The 14,598-nt window shown below is 70.4% G+C and carries 14 protein-coding genes and 1 pseudogene; 11 read left to right on the top strand and 4 right to left on the bottom strand.

Annotation, left to right across the window (positions count from 1 at the left end):
* Positions 1-13: 13 nt before the first annotated feature.
* Positions 14-277: a hypothetical protein gene (locus tag ACZ3H8_RS21575; protein WP_398989394.1), complete on the bottom strand. Its 264-nt coding sequence runs from the start codon at positions 275-277 to the stop codon at positions 14-16.
* A 258-nt stretch (positions 278-535) separates the two neighbouring features.
* On the opposite strand from ACZ3H8_RS21575, the gene ACZ3H8_RS21570 reads away from it, so the two are divergent.
* From ACZ3H8_RS21570 to ACZ3H8_RS21555, 4 genes are read left to right on the top strand one after another with little or no spacing between them, the layout of a single operon-like run.
* On the top strand, positions 536-2,071 hold the full coding sequence (locus ACZ3H8_RS21570) for a DUF4331 domain-containing protein (RefSeq protein WP_467404173.1): 1,536 nt from the start codon (positions 536-538) through the stop codon (positions 2,069-2,071).
* Positions 2,072-2,120: 49 nt separating this feature from the next.
* Entirely contained in the window at positions 2,121-3,473 is a 1,353-nt protein-coding gene (locus ACZ3H8_RS21565; protein ID WP_467404170.1) for a tetratricopeptide repeat protein, read from the top strand.
* Positions 3,470-4,999, top strand: a complete 1,530-nt coding sequence (locus tag ACZ3H8_RS21560) for a HoxN/HupN/NixA family nickel/cobalt transporter (RefSeq protein ID WP_467404168.1) — start codon at positions 3,470-3,472, stop codon at positions 4,997-4,999. Before ACZ3H8_RS21565 ends, ACZ3H8_RS21560 begins: the two co-directional genes overlap by 4 nt.
* Before the next feature lie 42 nt (positions 5,000-5,041).
* A complete protein-coding gene (locus tag ACZ3H8_RS21555) occupies positions 5,042-6,748 on the top strand; it encodes a serine/threonine-protein kinase (RefSeq protein ID WP_467404166.1) in 1,707 nt (568 codons plus the stop codon).
* Here ACZ3H8_RS21555 and ACZ3H8_RS21550 read toward each other — a convergent pair.
* Positions 6,732-7,541, bottom strand: coding sequence for an SGNH/GDSL hydrolase family protein (locus tag ACZ3H8_RS21550; protein ID WP_467404163.1), 810 nt, complete (start codon positions 7,539-7,541; stop codon positions 6,732-6,734). The two genes, ACZ3H8_RS21555 and ACZ3H8_RS21550, sit on opposite strands and share 17 nt — an antisense overlap.
* Before the next feature lie 170 nt (positions 7,542-7,711).
* Here ACZ3H8_RS21550 and ACZ3H8_RS21545 point away from each other — a divergent pair, with 170 nt between their 5' ends.
* From ACZ3H8_RS21545 to ACZ3H8_RS21525, 5 genes are all read left to right on the top strand, one after another.
* Positions 7,712-8,155: a hypothetical protein gene (locus ACZ3H8_RS21545; protein WP_467404161.1), complete on the top strand. Its 444-nt coding sequence runs from the start codon at positions 7,712-7,714 to the stop codon at positions 8,153-8,155.
* 360 nt (positions 8,156-8,515) lie between these two features.
* Positions 8,516-9,445: a glycosyltransferase family 2 protein gene (locus tag ACZ3H8_RS21540; RefSeq protein ID WP_467404159.1), complete on the top strand. Its 930-nt coding sequence runs from the start codon at positions 8,516-8,518 to the stop codon at positions 9,443-9,445.
* Positions 9,442-10,476 (top strand): glycosyltransferase family 2 protein, encoded by a 1,035-nt coding sequence (locus ACZ3H8_RS21535; protein ID WP_467404157.1) that lies wholly within the window; start codon positions 9,442-9,444, stop codon positions 10,474-10,476. The genes ACZ3H8_RS21540 and ACZ3H8_RS21535 overlap by 4 nt, the downstream gene beginning before the upstream one ends.
* A gap of 20 nt (positions 10,477-10,496) precedes the next feature.
* Entirely contained in the window at positions 10,497-11,273 is a 777-nt protein-coding gene (locus ACZ3H8_RS21530; protein WP_467404770.1) for a polysaccharide deacetylase family protein, read from the top strand.
* Between the two features lie 80 nt (positions 11,274-11,353).
* On the top strand, positions 11,354-12,448 hold the full coding sequence (locus ACZ3H8_RS21525; protein WP_467404156.1) for a DUF5925 domain-containing protein: 1,095 nt from the start codon (positions 11,354-11,356) through the stop codon (positions 12,446-12,448).
* 79 nt (positions 12,449-12,527) lie between these two features.
* On the opposite strand, the gene ACZ3H8_RS21520 is transcribed toward ACZ3H8_RS21525, so the two are convergent.
* Complete coding sequence (locus ACZ3H8_RS21520) at positions 12,528-12,902, bottom strand: GntR family transcriptional regulator (RefSeq protein WP_356229546.1); 375 nt, start codon at positions 12,900-12,902, stop codon at positions 12,528-12,530.
* Between the two features lie 82 nt (positions 12,903-12,984).
* On the opposite strand from ACZ3H8_RS21520, the gene ACZ3H8_RS21515 reads away from it, so the two are divergent.
* Entirely contained in the window at positions 12,985-13,914 is a 930-nt protein-coding gene (locus ACZ3H8_RS21515) for a GNAT family N-acetyltransferase (RefSeq protein WP_467404152.1), read from the top strand.
* The gene (locus tag ACZ3H8_RS21510; RefSeq protein WP_467404150.1) at positions 13,895-14,386 is read left to right on the top strand and encodes a ribonuclease FAU-1 family protein; all 492 of its coding nucleotides are present in this window, start codon (positions 13,895-13,897) and stop codon (positions 14,384-14,386) included. Before ACZ3H8_RS21515 ends, ACZ3H8_RS21510 begins: the two co-directional genes overlap by 20 nt.
* 24 nt (positions 14,387-14,410) lie before the next feature.
* Here ACZ3H8_RS21510 and ACZ3H8_RS21505 read toward each other — a convergent pair.
* Positions 14,411-14,595, bottom strand: a pseudogene (locus ACZ3H8_RS21505) (GNAT family N-acetyltransferase); the annotation flags it as partial.
* Positions 14,596-14,598 lie beyond the last annotated feature (3 nt).

The following is a 14,598-nucleotide window of genomic DNA, read 5'->3' as shown; positions in this document are numbered from 1 at the left end:
TCCTGGGGGTCGGTCAGCCGCGGCTGCCGAACAGTGAGCGACGCAGCCGCCTGAGCGGCGCGAAGAGCGAGACACGCGCGCTCTTGCTCTTGCGGGTGTGCGCGACATCGCGTGAGGTGAGCTCGAGCATCAGCGACGTCGCCTCGGCCGTCTCACCCTGCGGGACGGCAGGGCCGCCGAGCACCGAGAGATGGCGGTCGAGACGCGTGCTGGTCGCACTGCTCCCACACGTGATTGCAGGCACTCGCGCCCTGCTGCGCACCGTTATCTGTTCCATGTCACTCCCCACCCGTACGAGGGCACCCGGCCCGGGCAGGTTAACCCTATCGTCCCGCGGTGACACTCGTGTATTCCGGTCACAGGATTCACCACACCCGTACGCGAGTTGACGACTACTCACCGAATCCACGTGATTCCAGGGCGAGTTGGACAGCGCGTCGGGAAAAACTTCCTGGACTCCCGACCAATCCGAACAGCCCTCCGCACCGAATGGCTGGCATCGAAGCAAGACCAGCACTCGCGAAGGACGGATTCGATGACCGCAATGAGCAGCAGCGGGCGGGGGCCCAGGAGGCTCGCCGCTCTAACCTGCGTCGCGCTGGCCGCCGGGACACTCGTGGCTTCCGGTGTGACCGGGCTGGAGCCGGGCACGGCCGAGGCTTCCAGCCACCGCGAGGCCCCACTGATCTCCGGGCAGCCGCAGTACGACAACACGGACGTGTACGCGTTCGTCAGCCCCGACAAGCCGGACACCACCACGCTCGTCGCCAACGTGCTGCCGTTCCAGGAGCCGGCCGGCGGCCCGAACTTCTTCAAGTTCGCCGACGACGCCCAGTACGACATCCACATCGACAGTGACGGCGACGCCCAGGGCGACCTGATCTACCGGTGGACCTTCAAGGACCACGTCAAGAACGGCAATACGTTCCTCTTCAACACCGGCGCCGTCACCTCCCTCGACGACCCGGACCTCAACATCACGCAGACGTACGACATCGAACTGCTGAGGCTGAAGAACCAGCGTGTGAAGCACAGCACAAAGATCGCCGACGATCTGCCGGTGGCGCCGTCGAACGTGGGCAAGGCGTCCATGCCGGACTACCAGGCCCTGCGCGACCAGGCAGTCAAGCACCTCCCCGGCGGCTCCATGGCGTTCGCGGGCCAGGCGGACGATCCCTTCTTCCTCGACCTGCGCGTCTTCGACCTGCTCTACGGCGGAAACCTCTCCGAGGTCGGCAACGACACGCTCAAGGGCTACAGCGTCAACTCCATCGCCCTGCAGGTGCCGACCGCGTACATCCAGGAGTCGGAGGAGCAGCCCATCGTCGGCATCTGGTCGACCACCCAGCGCAAGGGTGCGAGCGGTCACTGGACCCAGGTCTCCCGGCTCGGTATGCCGCTGGTCAACGAGGTCGTCATACCCGTGAAGGACAAGGACAAGTTCAACGCGTCCGCCCCCTGGAACGACGGTGACTTCCTGAACTTCGTCACCAAGCCGGAACTGCCGAAGCTGATCGAGGGCATCTACAAGATCAAGGCCCCGGCCGAACCGCGCAACGACCTGGTCTCGGTGTTCCTGACCGGGGTCGACAAGCTCAACAAGCCGCCGCATGTCCGTCCCGCGGAGATGCTGCGGCTCAACACCTCCATCCAGCCGAGTGCCGAGCCCAAGAGGCTGGGCGTGCTGGACGGCGACAACGCCGGATTCCCCAACGGGCGACGGCTGACGGACGACGTGCTGGACATCGCGCTCCAGGTCGTCGAGGGCGAACTCCTCGGTCAGAAGAACGACTTGGGCGACGCGGTCAACGAGAACGACCAGAAGTTCGGCAAGGCCTTCCCGTACGTGGCGCTCCCGACGGCCGGCTCCCGGGGGCCGCTCGCCAAGGAAGGCGGCACCAAGGACGCCCAGGGCAACCTGCTCACCGGTGGCGCTTCGTCTGCCGCCTCCGGCAGTGACGCCACCAGCACCACGCTGATCGCATCCGCGGTCGCCGCGGGCGCGGGGGTACTGCTCGTCGCCCTGGGCCTCAACTGGTGGCGGATGCGGCGACGGAATCCGTACAGCTGAGCCGTACGCATCTGGCCGTACGCATCTACGAGCGGAAAGGGCAAGACTCATGTCCCTGCGAAGGGAATCAGGGGCGGGCGCCCGGCGCTGGGGAATCCTCCTTCCCGCCGGCGTGATGGCCGTCGCGCTCACCGCGGGTGCTGTCGTGGCCGGCCGGGGGGACCAGGAGCCCCCGGCGGCCCGCACCGCAGCGCCCGTGGCGGACGCGCCGTTCGACCGGATCGGCACCGGTGACCTCGGCCGCGGGGTCACCGGCCTCCAGGCGCATCTGCGGGCGCAGCCCAAGGACGCCCGGGGGTGGGCGGCGCTGGGCGCCGCCTATGTCGAGCAGGCCAGGACCGGCGGCGACCCGACCCGGTACCCGCAGGCGGACAAGGCGTTCGCCCGCTCACTGGCTCTCCAGCCGCAGGGCAATGACGCGGCACTCGCGGGTCGTGCCGCGCTCGCGGCGGCGCGGCACGACTTCCGCGGCGCGCTGCGCGAGGCGGAGGCGGCGCTGAAGGTCAATCCGTACGGCGAGCGGGCGCTCGCCTCCCGGATCGACGCCCTCGTCGAACTGGGCAGCTATCCAAGGGCGTTGGCGGCGGCCGAGGAGGCCGACCGCCGCCGCCCCGGCATTCCCGTCTTCACGCGCTACGCGTACGTACTGGAGCTGCGCGGCGACATCGCGGGAGCCCGCCGGGTGCTCGGACGGGCGCTGGAGTCGGCCTCCTCCCCCGGTGACACGGCGTATGTGGCGACCGCTTTGGGCCAGCTGGAGTGGAGCCAGGGTGCGTACGCCCCCGCCCTGCAGCACTTTGCGACCGCGCTCAAGGCGGACCCGGCGTATCTGCCCGCGCTCGAGGGCCGTGCCCGCACGCAGGCCGCTCGCGGCGACACCAAGGCCGCCGTGTCCGGGCTCGAAGCGGTGGTGAACCGGCTGCCGCTGCCGGGACAGCTGGTGGCCCTCGGTGAGCTGTACGAGGCGGGTGGGCGCAAGGCCGATGCCCGCGCGCAGTACGAACTCATCGGCACCTGGACCGAGTTGGCCCGCGCCAATGGCGTGGACACCGACCTGGACACGGCTCTCGCCCTGGCCGACCACGGTGACCGGGCCCAGGCGCTGGACGCCGCACGCGCCGAGTGGCGCAAGCGCCGGACCGTGCACACGGCGGACGCGCTCGCCTGGGCCCTGCACGTCAACGGCCGTTCCGCGGAAGCCCTTTCGTACGTAAGGACGTCCGCACCGACCGGCTGCCGCAACGCCGTGTTCCTCTACCACCGCGGCATGATCGAACGCGCGGCGGGCAGGTCGGCGGAGGCCCGCGGTTCGCTGGCCGCCGCGCTGAAGATCAACCCCGGCTTCTCCCCCACCGGTTCACTCGCGGCACGAACCGCACTGAAGGCTCTGGAGGCGTCATGAAGAGGCGTACGACCGCCGTCGGCGCGGCGGTCCTCGTCGCCGGGGCGGCGCTCGCTGTGCTGCCCGCGGGGACGGCCGCCGCGCATCCCCTGGGGAACTTCACGGTCAACCGTTACGACGGGCTCCTCGTCTCGCCCGGCCGGCTGAGCGTCGACCATGTCGAGGATCTGGCGGAGATACCGGCCGCCCAGGCGCGTTCGAAGATCGACCGGAACGGCGACCGGGAGATGTCCACCCGTGAACTGTCCGAGTGGGCCCAGGGCCGCTGTGGTGACGCGGCGCGGGACACCGAGGTCGCGGTCGGACGCCGCGTGGTTCCGCTCACGCCCGGCGCGGGCGACGCGGAGGTACGCCCCGGGCAGGCCGGGCTGCCGACGCTGCGCGTCGAGTGCAGGCTGACGGCCGAACTGCCCGACGGGCGGCAGACGATCGCCTTCCGGGCGGCGGGCGACGGCCAGGGGCCGGGCTGGCGGGAGATCACAGCCGACGGCGACCGGATGACGCTCACCTCGTCCGACGTACCCAGGGCGTCGGCGTCCCGGCGGCTGGCGCGGTACCCGGAAGGGCAGCTCTCCTCACCGCTGGACCGCAGGACGGCCGGCCTCTCGGTAACTCCCGGCGGGGCTCCGGCGGCGGACCGGTCGGATGCGGCGGCGCCCCCGGCCTCCGTGCTGCCGCGCGGGACCGACCGCTGGACGCAGGCGCTGACCGGTCTGGTGTCCCGGCGCGAACTGACCGCGGGATTCGCCGCGCTGGCACTGGCGACGGCGGTCCTGCTCGGCGCGCTGCACGCGCTTGCGCCGGGTCACGGCAAGACCGTGATGGCGGCCGCCGCGGCGGCGGGCGGTCGCAACTCCCTGCGCGACGTCCTCTCGCTGGGCGCGTCGGTGACGATCACGCACACGCTCGGCGTGTTCGCGCTCGGCGGCCTGATCGCGCTGGGATCGGCGGCCGCACCGTCGGTGGTGGCGTGGCTGGGCGTCGCGAGCGGGGCGCTGGTGGCGGGGGCGGGGGCGGTGCTGGTACGCAGGGCGTGGAGAAACCGGGGTGATGCGCATGGGCACAGCCACGGGCATGGGCACAGCCACTCCCACGGCCACGACGACAGCCATAGCCACGGGCACGACCACGACCACGGCCACTCCCACGGCCATGCGCACCCGCACAGTCACGACCACCGCCCCCTGGGCGTCCGTTCAACCCTCCTGCTCGGCTTTGCCGGCGGACTGGTCCCCAGTCCGTCCGCCGTCGTCGTACTCGTCGGCGCCGCCGCGCTCGGGCGGGCCTGGTTCGGTCTGCTGCTCGTCATTGCGTACGGCGTCGGGCTCGCCCTCACCCTCGCCGCCGCAGGCTTCGCCGCGGTCCGCCTCGGTGATCGCGCCGCCCGCCTGCTGGCCGACCGGAGCCGTCGCAAGGGACGGGTCTTCTCCGCCGCGCAGCGCGTGATGCCGCTGGGCACGGCCTGCATAGTCCTCGCCCTCGGATGCGGATTGGCGCTCAAGGGGGCGGCAACAGCTCTTGCGTGAGCTAACTTGGGGTAGTTGCTCTGCTACCGATGGGGGCTCGCTGTGAGCGAAGTGCCGGGCGATGAGCGGCTGGTCGCGGGACGCTACCGACTGCTGAGCCCCTTGGGCGAGGGCGGGATGGGCGTGGTGTGGCGCGCCCGCGACGAACTGCTGGCCCGCGAGGTGGCGGTCAAAGAGGTGCGCGCCCCCGCCGCTCTCGGCACTACGGACGAGCAGCGGCTGTACGCGCGTCTGGAGCGGGAGGCGTGGGCCGCGGGCCGGATCTCGCACCGCAATGTGGTGACCGTCTACGACGTGGCGACCGAGGACGGCCGGCCCTGGATCGTGATGGAGCTGGTGCGCGGCCTGGCGCTCTCCGATGTGCTGGACGTGGAAGGGCCCTTGCCCCCGCAGCGCGTCGCGCACATCGGAGCGGAGATCCTCGCCGCTCTGCGCGCCGCGCACGAGGCGGGCGTACTGCACCGGGATGTGAAGCCGGGGAACGTACTCATCGCCAATGACGGCCGCATAGTGCTCACCGACTTCGGCATCGCCACGGTCGAGGGGACCTCCAACCTCACGATGACGGGCGAACTGATCGGCTCCCCCGAATTCCTCGCGCCCGAGCGGGCGCTGGGGCGTACACCAGGGCCGGAGTCGGATCTGTGGTCGCTCGGGGTGCTGCTGTACGCCGCGGTCGAGGGCAACACCCCGTTCCGCCAGAACACCCCGCTGAGCACGCTGCGGGCCGTCGTCGACGAGGAACTGCCGCCGCCGCGCAGGGCCGGTGCGCTGGCGCCGGTGATCGCGGGGCTGCTGCGCAAGGATCCGGCGGAACGACTCTCGGCGGAGGAGGCGGAACATCAACTGCGGGTCATCGGCGCGGGCGGCGGCGCGCGTACCGCTCCACCGCCGCCCGGCCCGTACAGCCCCACCGTCTCGGCCGCGTCCCCCACCCCGGCCACTCCCCCGACCCCGTTCGTGCCGCTTCCCATGTCCGGTCCGGCCACCACGGCCACGACCGGTGTACCGCCGGAACGCGCGCGGCGGGCAGCGATGGTGCTGGTCGCCGGGGTGGCCATCCTGCTGCTCGCGGTCGGCGGACTGGCCTGGGCGCTGGTCAACAAGGGCAAGGACCAGGGCGGTCGGGACGACAACGGCGGCGGCACGGTCCCTGCGTCGGGGACTTCGAGCGCAAGCACGGGCAGTACGGCGTCCGCCCCGGGCGGAGGGACGGACGGCGGCACGACCGATGGGGGCGACGGCGGGGGCGACGACGGAGGCAACGGCGCGGGCAATGGCGGTACGGTCACGCCGCCGCAGACCGTGAAGGTGTACGTCGAGACCGTGCACGGCAGTTACTCGGGCGCCTGCCCGCCACCGGAAGCGGAGGCGCCGTCCTTCCGGGCGACGATCACGGTCGGCCGCACCCCGGCGGCTGTCGACTACCGCTGGGCGACCAAGAGTGGCGAGAGCTCCGGCTCGGGCTGGAAGACGCTGCACTTCGCGGCCGGGGGCTCGAAGCAGAAACAAATCAGCCACACCGAGCTGACGTACAAGGCGAACGAGACGCACCACGACCGGATCCGGGTGGAGGTCCGGAGCCCGGTCGAGGTGCGCTCGAATTGGATCGACTTCTCGGTCACCTGCGAGCAGGAGCCCCCGACGGACGAGAGCTCCTACACACCGAACACCGCGAACACCGCGAACACACCGAGCGTCGCGAACACTGCGAGCGCGGCGAGTTCCGTGTTCAGGCGTGCGAGGTGAACACCGGCAGGTAGCCGCCGGACTGTCCGGAGGCGGTGGGGTGGTAGGACTCGCCGATGTTGAGCCAGTTGACACTGTGCAGCCAGGCCGACCCGGAGCAGATCTCGTGTCCGGTGAAGGAGGGGGTGACATCCGCGAAGTCGTAGCCGTGGTCGGCCGCGCGCTTGGCCGTGGCGGCGTTGAGGTAGTCGGCCGCGCCGTTGATCGCGGCCCGTTCGTTCTCGCTCAGCCCGGCGGCGCAGCTGCCGCTGAGCTTGTAGAAGCGTGGGTAGCCGAGGACGACGACCTGGGCCGCCGGAGCCTTGGATCTGATGGCCCAGTACACGGAGTCGAGCTTGCCGGGCAGGGTCGAATCGACGTAGCTCTTCGCCTGGTTGATGCGGTTGATGCAGGTGGACTCGGACTGCAGGACGCAGGTGGTCATGACGTCGGCGAAGCCCGCGTCATTGCCTCCGACAGTGATGGATACGAGGTCGGTCGCGGAGCTGAGGGGGGAGAGCTGACCGGCCGTGACATCACCCGTACGAGCGCCCGAGCAAGCGGTGAACGCGAAGGACGAGGGTGAATGCGAGGCCGCCCAGAGCTTGGGGAAGGCACGGTTGCTGCGCTTGCAGTTGCCGCTGCCGCTGTCGTAGCTGCCGGCCCCGACGCCCGATGAGTACGAGTCGCCGAGGGCCACATAGTCCAGCGCCAGAGCGGTGTCCGAGGCCTGTGCCTGGCCGGCTCCGGTGAGAGCGAGGACGGTGCCGAGGAGGAGTGAGGATGAGAATGCCGCGATTCGGGACAGTTTCATGGAACCTCCCTTTAGCAGGATCTCTGCCACAACTGTCGTAGCAAGGCCCATACTTCACCGGAAGTGTCCATGCCAAGAAGATTCGGTGAGGACATCTGACTTCTTGACGGAGCGTCGCCGACTGCCCAGCATTGAGACTCGGAAACCGGCACTGGGGGGCAAAGTCCGTCATGCAGATGATCAAGGACAAGCCGTCCGCAGTCCGGACGGATCTACTGCCGGCCCTCGCGGGCGTCGCGTCCGCCATCTCGGGGGCCGGAGTCGCACTGGCGCTCACCGGCGCTCAGTCGCCGCTGCGCGCGCCGTTCATCCTCTTCTTTCTGTTCGCGGGGCCGGCCGGGGGCCTGGCCACCGTGCTTCACCGGCTGGATCCGGCCGCCCGTGCCGCCGTGGCCGCAACTGGTGCGGTGGCCATCGATCTGGTCATCGCCCAATCCCTGTCGTCACCGCGGGTCCTGACGGCCAATGGCGGGATTACGACAGTCGCCGTGATCACCGCTCTCCTCTTCCTCTGGACACCGGTACGGCGTATCCGGAATGCGGAACGCATCGATCCGGCAGACCGGTTGATGAAAAGGATCAAGAGAATCCGATCGGGACGGTTCCGTATCTGACCGCCGAATCGGTATCAAAAAAGTAAAAAAGTGAGCCCCCGTTCCAGGTCTTGCCATACAGTCCTAATCATCAATACCGTCGTACATCCACCCGCAACGGTCCATCATGCAAAGCGGCTCTAGGGGAGGGCTCAGGCGTCGCGATGGATCCGGAGCGGGGCGCGGTAGGGGGGTGCCGTGCTCGGTTTTCGCGCTCAATCCGAGCCGTACGCCGCGCGGCCAGTTTTGCCAGCTCACCCAACCAAGTACGGAGTGCTGTGCCGTCATGGCCGGGGTGAGAACAACCCCCCTTTCGAACCGGAAACTCATCCGGACTGCCCGGGGGCGGGCAGTCCACCGGTAGAGAGGGAAGTCAGACTCATGAGCTCAGTCCTGCACCCGGCCGCTCCGGGGCAAGATCCGTTCATTGCACCGTCGCACCATGACAACACCGCCGAATCAACCGCGGATTCAGCCACACAATCCGCGGCCGCCCACTCAGCAGGCGCCGGACCGGAAGCGCAGGGAACCGGCCGAATAGCCGCTGCGTACCGGCCGATCTCCTCACATCTCGCGATCACTCCGCCGGTGAGCGTCGTGATCCCCGCCATGAATGAGGCGGAAAATCTTCCGTACGTCTTCAAGACCCTGCCCGACTGGATTCATGAAGTCGTCCTGGTCGACGGGAATTCCAGCGACAACACCGTTCAGGTCGCCCGCGAGCTGTGGCCGGACGTCAAGGTCGTCAAGCAGGTCGGCAAGGGCAAAGGGGACGCCCTCATCAGCGGATTCGCCGCCTGCACCGGCGACATCATCGTGATGGTCGACGCGGATGGCTCGGCGGACGGCCAGGAGATCGTGTCGTACGTCTCGGCACTCGTCTCCGGCGCCGACTTCGCCAAGGGCTCCCGCTTCGCCAACGGCGGCGGCACCGACGACATGACCCCGATCCGCAAGCTCGGCAACTGGGTCCTGTGCACCGTCGTCAACGCCAAGTTCGGGGCCCGCTACACCGACCTCTGCTACGGCTACAACGCCTTCTGGAAGCACTGCCTGGACAGGATCACCCTGGACTGCACCGGCTTCGAGATCGAGACCCTGATGAACATCAGGGTGGTCAAGGCCGGACTGCGGGTGCAGGAGGTCCCCAGCCACGAGTACCTCCGCATTCACGGCGTCAGCAACCTTCGAGCCGTACGGGACGGGTTGCGGGTCCTCAGAGTGATCCTCAAGGAGAAGGGCGTGAGCAGAGCCGCGCGTCGCCGTCCGGCGGCGCTGAGCATCCGGATCCCGCGGGGAGGGGCGTCTTGAGCGACCGGCGCTTCTCCGTGGTGATCTGCGCCTATACGGAGGACCGCTGGGAGGACATCCTCGCGGCCGTCGACTCCGTACGGCGGCAGTCGCTGCCGGCCCTGGAGACGCTGCTCGTGGTCGACCACAATCCGGCACTGCTCGACCGGCTCGCCAAGGAGTACAAGGAGTACGGCGAGCAGAGTGAGAGCGCCGCGGACGGGGAGAAGGTGCGGGTGCTCGCGAATGCGGGCCCCCGCGGCCTCTCCGCGGGCCGCAACACCGGAATCGCTGCGGCCCGCGGCCAGTTCGTGGCCTTCCTTGACGACGACGCGGTGGCCGAGCGCGACTGGCTGCGGTACTTCGCCGAGGGGTACGACGACAGGCGAGTGATGGCTGTCGGGGGGCGGACCATGGCCGCCTGGGCGTCCGGGCGCAGGCCGGTCTGGTTCCCCGAGGAGTTCGACTGGGTCGTCGGCTGTACGTACCGCGGCCTGCCGCCCGGCAAAGTGCGGGTGCGCAATGTACTTGGCGGCAACGCGTCGTTCCGGCGCAGCGCCTTCGACGCGTCGGGCGGCTTCGCTACGGGGATCGGGCGTGACGGCGACAAACGGCCGCTGGGATGCGAGGAGACCGAGCTGTGCATCCGGCTCGCCAGGGCGCTGCCCGACGCCGTGCTGCTGATCGACGACCGCGCGGTGATCCACCACAAGGTCCCGGCCGCGCGGGAACGGTTCGCGTATTTCCGCACCCGCGCGTATGCCGAGGGCCTGTCCAAGGCGCTCGTGGCCCGGAGCGTGGGCGCGGACAAGGGCCTCGAGTCGGAGCGCCGTTACACCACCCGGGTGCTCCCGGCCGGAGTCGTACGCGGGCTGCGCGACGCGTTGCTTGGCCGCCGGGGCGGCGCGGGGCGGGCGGGCGCGATCGTCACCGGCGTGGCTGCGGCAGCGGGCGGCTACGTGGTGGGGAGCGTGCGGGCGCGTGGGGGCGGGACGACGTTCTCGTCAGGACCGATCGCGGCCGCGCCGAGCACAGGAGGTACGTCCGGGTGAACCGGCCTGTCCCCATCCTGATGTATCACGCCGTCGGACACCGGCCGGCCAAGGCCGCGTACGGACTGTCCGTCTCGCCCGACGCCTTCGCCGAGCAGATGGAGCTGCTCGGCGAGCGCGGGTTCACTCCGCTGACCACCGCACAGCTGGGGGACGCCTGGCGGGCGGGCGGACGGCCGTTGCCACGGCAGCCGGTGCTGATCACGTTCGACGACGGCTACGAGGGCGTGCACCGGCACGCCCTCCCCGTCCTCGCCGAGCACGGCTTCGCGTCGACGCTCTTCGTCTCCACGGGCTGGCTGCGCGGCGCGCACGACGAGGGCGGCGCGCTCGACACCATGCTCGACTGGGACCAGGTGCGTGAACTGGCCGCCGCGGGCACGGAGATCGGCGGGCACACGCACACCCATCCGCAGCTCGACCAGCTCGACGACGACCGCCTCCGGTACGAGACGGTCCGCTGCCGGGACATCATCGCGGACGAACTGAGCGCTGTGCCCTTCTCCTTCGCGTATCCGTACGGCTACTCCAGCCGCCGGGTGCGCCACACGGTCCGGGCGGCGGGCTTCGCACAGTCGCTCGCCGTGGGAAACGGCCTCGCCGTGCCCCGGCAGGGGCCGTACGCCCTGCAGCGGGTGACCGTGCGGCGCGCCACCGGCATCGAGGAGTTCGAGCGGCTGGTCGAAGGCCGCTCGATCGCGCGGAACTTCGCCAAGGACCGTGCGCTCACCAAGGGCTACGCCCTGGTGCGCGGGGTTCGCCGGGCCGCCGGGCTGATCCGCCGGGGCGGGGGTTGACGGGCGAGCCGGTCGCGCGCCGGGCGCGTCACCGGTCAAAACACCGTGCGCGCGGCGGTCCCGTGCCGGATCATGGGCGCATGTCTGCCAAGCCTGAGGACGCTCTGCCGATCCGGCTCAACGTCGACGACAGCGATTCACCTTCGGACGTCGTCGACGCGCTGTTCCTCGGCCGTTTCGCGACGGGCGAGCAGCCGTACTCCCACAGCTCCACCATCGACCGCGTCAAGCCGGGGGCCACGCTGCTGCCGCCGGCGGCGTCCGTGCTGCGCTCCGCGCGCGACGACGACCGCAGCGCCATACTGGCCGAGGGCGAGGGCTGGACGCTGCTCGTCTCCCGCTGGAACCGCGGCGCGGACGTCACCGTCACCGCCGTCACCTCCGAGCTCGCGGAGAAGGTCCTGGGGCAGGCGACGGACGGCGCCCACGACGAGCCGGAACCGCAGCCGGAGAACGTCACCATGGGCTTCTGGTACGTGTCGCCGCGGCGCGGTCCGCATCGCACCACCCGCCAGATCGCCGCGGGGACCTGGGAGGAGGTCCGGCCCAACTACACGGCGCCGGTGGCCGATGCGATGGACCGGCTGATGAAGGTGACGCCGGACGACATCGCGGGCCGGCTGCTCCTGCTGCACGGGCCGCCCGGCACCGGGAAGACCTCGGCGCTGCGCACGCTGGCCCGCTCCTGGCGGGACTGGTGCCAGGTCGACTGCGTACTGGACCCGGAGCGGTTGTTCAACGACGTCGGCTATCTGATGGACATCGCGATCGGCGAGGACGAGGGCACGTCGAAGGGCCGCTGGCGGCTGCTTCTGCTGGAGGACTGCGACGAGCTGATCCGCGGCGAGGCCAAGCACACGGCGGGCCAGGCGCTGTCCCGGCTGCTCAACCTCACGGACGGCCTGCTGGGCCAGGGCCGCAACGTCCTGGTGGGCGTGACGACCAACGAGGACCTGGAACGCCTCCACCCCGCGGTGGTCCGCCCGGGCCGCTGCCTGGCCCGTATCGAGGTGGGCGCGCTGACCCGCAATGAGTCGGTGAACTGGCTCGGCACGGAGGAGGGCGTGGGCCGCGAGGGCGCGACACTTGCGGAGCTGTACGCCCTGCGCCGCGGCCACAGCCCGGCCTCGGTGCCGGCGCAGAACGACGGACCGGACGCGGGCCTGTACCTCTGAGAAACCCGGGAAATCAAGCCTGTCCGGCGTTTGAGGACATGCGGCCGAAGGTCGCACCCGTGGCGAAAGGCCCCAGGCGTCAGCTCCCGTACGCCGCGCGCAACGCGTCCTGCACCGCCGACAGCGCGTCGGCACGCGTGAGGCCGAGCCGATGCGCCTGCTCGGCATACGCCGCCGCGGCCGCAGCCGCCTGCCGCTCGGCCGCATCGCCCGCCGCCGCGACGAAGGTGCCGTTGCGGCCGCGCGTCTCGATCACCCCGTCCGACTCGAGCGCGCGGTACGCCTTGGCCACCGTGTTGGCCGCGAGCCCCAGCTCCTCGGCGAGCCCCCGTACCGTCGGCAACTTGTAGCCGACGGGCAGCCGGCCCGCGCGAGCCTGCGTCGAGATCTGGGCGCGCAGCTGTTCGTACGGCGCGGTCGCCGAGTCCGTGTCAATGACGATCTTCAAGGTCACGGCCCGATTGTCCCCCACCGCCCGGCGGGCCGCCGGAAAATGGGGGGCGGCCGCGCCGGACCCGCGCGTAACGTGCCGCCCCATGACCGTGATCGTCCGTGACTTCCGTGCCCATGATGCCGAGGACGCCCAAGCCGTGGCCCGGGCCCGCCGTGCCGCCATACCCTTCGAGGTGACGACCCCGGCGTCCATCCTCTTCGGCGTGCGGACCGCCAATCCCGCCAAGAAGTACCGGCTGTTGGTCGCCGAGATCGACGGCGAGATCGTCGGCACGGCCCACGTCGGCATGGCGTACGACAGCGTCGAGCCCGGCCAGTCGTACGCCACCCCCCAGATCCACCCCGACCACCGCGGCCATGGCGCGGGGTCGCTGCTGCTCCGCACCGCCGAGGAGCATCTGGCGGCCGAAGGCGCGGCGAACGTGTACGCCTGGGTGATGGACACCCCCGAGTCCCGGGCCTTCGCCGAGAAGCGCGGTTACCGGCCGACCCGCCCGGCCCACTTCCAGCGTCTTGACCTGGCGAACGGCACGCTGCCCACGCTGCCGGAGCTGCCCGCGGGCGTCGAGCTGCGTACCGCCGCGGACTTCGAGGCCGATCCGCGGCCGATGTTCCAGGCCGATGCCGAGGCCACCTCGGACGAGCCCGGCGACATCAGCACGGACTTCGACGACTACGACGACTGGATCCGCCACACCTGGAACAACCCGCTGCTGGACCGTGAGCTCACCACGGTGGTGCTGGTGGACGGCGCGGTCGCGGCCTTCACCGCCGCGCATTCGGACGGCGGCACCCGCTATATGTCCGGCATGACCGGCACGCTGCGCGCCCACCGCGGCCGGGGCTTCGCGAAGCTCGCCAAGACGGACTCGCTGCGCCGCGCCCGCGCGGCGGGCTACACGGACGCGTTCACCAGCAATGACGCCGACAATGGCCCCATGCTGGCCATCAACAAATGGTTCGGTTACGAGATCTGTGCGACGGAGGTACGTCATGTCCGCACGCTCGGTTGAGGTGGTCCTGGTCAAGGCGGGCCGGACCAAGATCCGCTACGCCGCCGAGCTGCTCGCGGACGACGGAACCCATCTGGTGGTCCGCGCGCCGTGGGCGGGCGAGGGTGCGCGCGATTTCGGCTTCGTACGCTTCGAGAGCGGCGATGTGTTCACCGAGCACTACTGGCGGGACCGCTGGTACGCGGTGAAGGAGGTCCGCGCCGAAGACGGCGCGCTCAAGGGCTGGTACTGCGACATCACCCGCCCCGCCGTCCTCGAAGGCGACAAGCTGACCGTCGAGGACCTGGACCTGGATCTGTGGGTGTCGGAGGACAGTTCGTCGGTGCTGCGCCTGGACGAGGACGAGTTCGAGGCGAGCGGCCTCCGGGAGGCGGACCCGGCGGCCGCCGGGCAGGCCGTCCAGGCCCTGGACGAGCTCGAACTCCTCGCCCAGTACGGCAAGTTGACCGAGCTGCTCGCTCACACCGGTTAGTCAGTGGTGGGCGAGCGACTTGCGGAGGCCCAGCTCCCGCGCGTGGTCATCGACGAACTCCAGCAGGCGGCGGCCACCCCGCGCCCGTGGGCGTCGGGGTGGACCGCGATCGACTCCAGGAAGAGGTGGTCCTCGTGCGGGACGAGGACCAGGACTCCCACCACCGGATCCCCGGTGACGTACACCCTCCCGGCCGCCACATCGGCGGCGAC

It is taken from the genome of Streptomyces sp. NPDC002868, assembly GCF_055563295.1.
This window is presented reverse-complemented; position numbering and strand designations above follow the sequence as displayed.